Genomic DNA, 4,129 nt, shown 5'->3' on the forward strand with positions numbered 1-4,129 from the left:
TCGTTGGCGACATCGACCGCGGCCCCTCGTTCCCCGATTTCGACCCGGCCGCCGGTCGAGACGGCGCGCAGAAACGAATAGTTGCAAGGGCAAACAGCAACAAATGTGCCAGCCCATCGTGGAGCGATTTGAGGTCGCGAAAGGCCTATTCCGCTGCCTGCGTCTGTTTTTCCTTGGCGGCCTTGCGCTTCACCTTGTTCCTCGCCGCGCGGCGTTCGTCCTGGCGGCGGAAGGTTTCTTTCAGGAAGCGGCCGGTCCAGCTCTCGTCGATCGCGGCGACTTCTTCCGGCGTGCCGGTGGCGACGATCCTGCCGCCGCCATCGCCGCCTTCGGGGCCGATGTCGATGATATGGTCGGCGGTCTTGATGACGTCGAGATTGTGTTCGATCACGACGACCGTATTGCCTGTGTCCACTAGCTCATGCAGCACTTCAAGCAGTTTCCGGACGTCCTCGAAGTGCAGGCCGGTGGTCGGCTCGTCGAGGATGTAGAGCGTCTTGCCGGTGGCGCGTTTGGACAGTTCCTTGGCAAGCTTGACGCGCTGTGCCTCACCGCCTGACAGCGTCGTCGCCTGCTGGCCGACCTTGATATATGAGAGGCCGACGCGGTTGAGCGTCTCCATCTTCGACTGGATGGCCGGCACGGCAGAGAAGAATTTCTCTGCTTCCTCGACCGTCATGTCGAGCACGTCGGCGATCGACTTGCCCTTGTAGAGCACTTCCAGCGTCTCGCGATTGTAGCGTTTGCCATTGCAGGTCTCGCAGGTGACGTAGACATCCGGCAGGAAGTGCATCTCGATCTTGATGACACCGTCGCCCTGGCAGGCCTCGCAGCGCCCGCCCTTCACATTGAAGGAGAAGCGGCCTGGCTTGTAGCCGCGTGCCTTGGCTTCCGGCAGGCCTGTGAACCAGTCGCGGATCGGACCGAAAGCGCCGGTATAGGTCGCCGGGTTGGAGCGCGGCGTGCGGCCGATGGGCGACTGGTCGATGTCGATGACCTTGTCGAGATGGTTGAGGCCCTCAATGCTCTCATAGGGCGACGGCGCGGCGGAGGCGCCATTCAGCTTGCGAGCCAGCGCCTTGTAGAGCGTCTCGATGATCAGGGTCGACTTGCCGCCGCCGGAGACGCCGGTAATGGCGGTGAAGGTGCCCAGCGGAATAGAGGCGTCGACTTTCTTCAGATTGTTGCCGCTTGCGCCCTTGATGGTCAGCGTGCGGGCCTTCTTCTTGGTCAGGCGCCGGCGCTCGGGGATGACGATCTCTTCCTTGCCGGAGAGAAAGGCGCCGGTCAGGCTGTCGGGGTTCGCGACGACTTCCTCAGGCGTGCCCTGGGCGATGATCTCACCGCCATGCACACCGGCGCGCGGCCCCATATCGATGACATGGTCTGCGGTCAGGATGGCGTCTTCATCATGCTCGACGACGAGCACCGAATTGCCGAGATCGCGCAGGCGTTTCAGCGTTTCGAGCAGGCGTTCATTGTCGCGCTGGTGCAGGCCAATGCTTGGCTCGTCGAGCACATAGAGCACGCCCTGAAGGCCGGACCCGATCTGGCTGGCGAGGCGAATGCGCTGGCTTTCACCGCCCGACAGCGTGCCGGATGCGCGCGACAGGGATAGGTATTCAAGGCCGACCGCATTGAGGAAGATCAGACGGTCATTGATCTCCTTCAGGATGCGCGCGGCAATTTCCTTGTGCTGGTCGGAGAGTGAGTCCTCGACCTTGCCGAACCAGTCGCCGGCGTCCTTGATCGAGAATTCAGCACTGTCTGAAATGTCGAGGCCGTCGATCTTGACCGCCAGCGCTTCCGGCTTGAGGCGCTTGCCATTACAAGCCGGGCAGGGGGCGGCAGACTGGAATTTGGCGATCTCGTCGCGTGACCACTGGCTGTCTGTCTCGCGGTAGCGGCGGTTAAGGTTCGGGATGACGCCCTCGAACGTCTTCTTCACCTCATAGCGGCGCAGGCCGTCATCATAGACAAAGTCGATTTCCTCATCGCCCGTGCCGTGCAGGATCATCTCCCGGACAGGCTCGGAAAGCTTGTTCCACGGCGTATCGAGGTCAAAGTCGAAATGGTCGGCGAGCGCCTGGAGCGTCTGGGTCTGGTAGGGCGAGGAGGAGCGCGCCCAGGGGGCAATCGCGCCTTTGGCGAGCGTCAGATCCTTGTCCGGCACGACGAGCTGAGGGTCGACCTTGGACTGCTGGCCGAGCCCGTCGCAGGTCGGGCAGGCACCGAACGGGTTGTTGAACGAGAATAGCCGCGGCTCGATTTCGGGGATGGTGAAGCCTGAGACCGGGCAGGCGAAATTGGCGGAATATGTGATCCGCTTCGGCTCTTTCTCGCCTTCCTGAAGGTCTGCATATTCGAGCACGGCAATGCCATTGGCGAGGCCAAGCGCGGTCTCAAAGCTCTCAGCAAGGCGCTGCTCCATGCCTTCGCGGATGACGATCCGGTCCACCACGACATCGATGTCATGCTTGAACTTCTTGTCGAGCGTCGGCGGGCTTTCGAGGTCATGAAACTCGCCATCGACCTTCACACGCTGGAAGCCATTCTTCAACAGCTCGGCGAATTCCTTGCGATACTCACCCTTGCGGCCCCGGATCATCGGCGCGAGCAGGTAGAGCCGCGTCTTTTCGGGCAGATCCATCGTCCGGTCGACCATCTCCGACACCGTCTGCGACTGGATCGGCAGGCCGGTGGCGGGCGAATACGGGATGCCGACACGCGCCCAGAGCAGGCGCATATAGTCATAGATCTCGGTCACCGTGCCGACGGTGGAGCGCGGATTCTTGGAGGTCGTCTTCTGCTCGATCGAGATGGCGGGCGAGAGGCCTTCAATGCTCTCCACATCCGGCTTCTGCATCAGCTCGAGGAACTGGCGCGCATAGGCCGAGAGGCTTTCGACATAGCGCCGCTGGCCCTCAGCATAGATTGTGTCGAAGGCGAGCGAGGATTTGCCCGACCCGGACAGGCCGGTCATCACGACGAGCTTGTCGCGCGGAATATCCACGTCGACATTCTTCAGATTATGTTCTTTCGCGCCGCGCACGCGGATCATGCGAAGGTCTGGGGAGGTCATCGGCAGGCCTTTGAGAGCTCTATGTCTGGTGTTCAATCTCTATGTGTGCCCGGAGTCCAGCTTAGCGACAAGAACAAATGCGGAACAAGCGGATTAGAAGCCAGACATGGGGCACAAGAGGCGTTCAGCTTTCAGATTTGGAGGCAGGCGCGCCGCCTTCAAGGCAGAGCGTGCAGCCTTGCGCGAAAAATATGCCGCGCGAGCCCGAGGCAGTGCGAGCGGTGTTCTTTTATTGACTTGGGGCGGCGGGCTGGGAACTCTGTTATTTCAGACAGCGGTTGAGGGCGAGGGCATGAGCGAACAGACCGAGCATCTTGATATCATGATTATCGGCGCCGGTTTGTCCGGCATCGGGGCCGGTGTCACACTCAAGCGCAAGTTCAAAGACAGGAAAATCGGCTTTCTCGAACAGCGCGAGCGGATTGGCGGCACCTGGGACCTGTTCCGCTATCCCGGCATACGCTGCGACAGCGACATGTACACGCTCGGCTACCGGTTCAAGCCATGGAAAGGCAAGGAAGCGATCGCGGACGGCGACAAGATCCGCAATTATATCGAGGAAGCCGCAGAGGAAAACGGCCTCATCCCGCTGATCCGGTTTGGCCACAAGCTGCTCTCGGCGGACTGGTCGACAGGGGATTCGCGCTGGACGCTGAAGGCCGAAAAGCTGGAGACCGGCGCGAGCGTCGAGTTTACGGCAAACATGGTCGTCTTTGCCAGCGGATATTATCGCTATGAGCGCGGCGCCGACCCGAAATTCGAAGGCACGGAAGACTTCGAAGGCACGATCGCGCACCCGCAATTCTGGCCCGAGGGTCTCGACTATTCCGGCAAGCGCGTCGTTGTCATCGGCTCTGGCGCAACTGCGATAACGCTGGTGCCGACGCTTTCGGAAAAGGCGGCGCATACGACGATGGTGCAGCGCTCGCCGGCCTATGTGGTGACACGGCCGAGCGTCGACCCTCTGTCGAAGCGATTGCGGTTCCTGCCGCGCAAGATCCGCCACAAGCTGACGCGCTGGAAGTTCATCACCATGCAGCAGCTGGT

General features: G+C 61.3%; 2 protein-coding genes. One reads left to right on the forward strand and one right to left on the reverse strand.

Annotation, left to right across the window (positions count from 1 at the left end; genetic code table 11):
* Window positions 1-145: 145 nt before the first annotated feature.
* The gene (gene uvrA, locus WA989_RS12605) at window positions 146-3,082 is read right to left on the reverse strand and encodes an excinuclease ABC subunit UvrA (protein WP_424340843.1); all 2,937 of its coding nucleotides are present in this window, start codon (window positions 3,080-3,082) and stop codon (window positions 146-148) included.
* A gap of 292 nt (window positions 3,083-3,374) precedes the next feature.
* On the opposite strand from uvrA, the gene WA989_RS12610 reads away from it, so the two are divergent.
* A partial coding sequence (locus WA989_RS12610; protein ID WP_424340844.1) for a flavin-containing monooxygenase occupies window positions 3,375-4,129 on the forward strand: 755 nt, incomplete at its 3' end.

Source organism: Henriciella sp. (assembly GCF_049649345.1).
Lineage (GTDB): Bacteria > Pseudomonadota > Alphaproteobacteria > Caulobacterales > Hyphomonadaceae > Henriciella.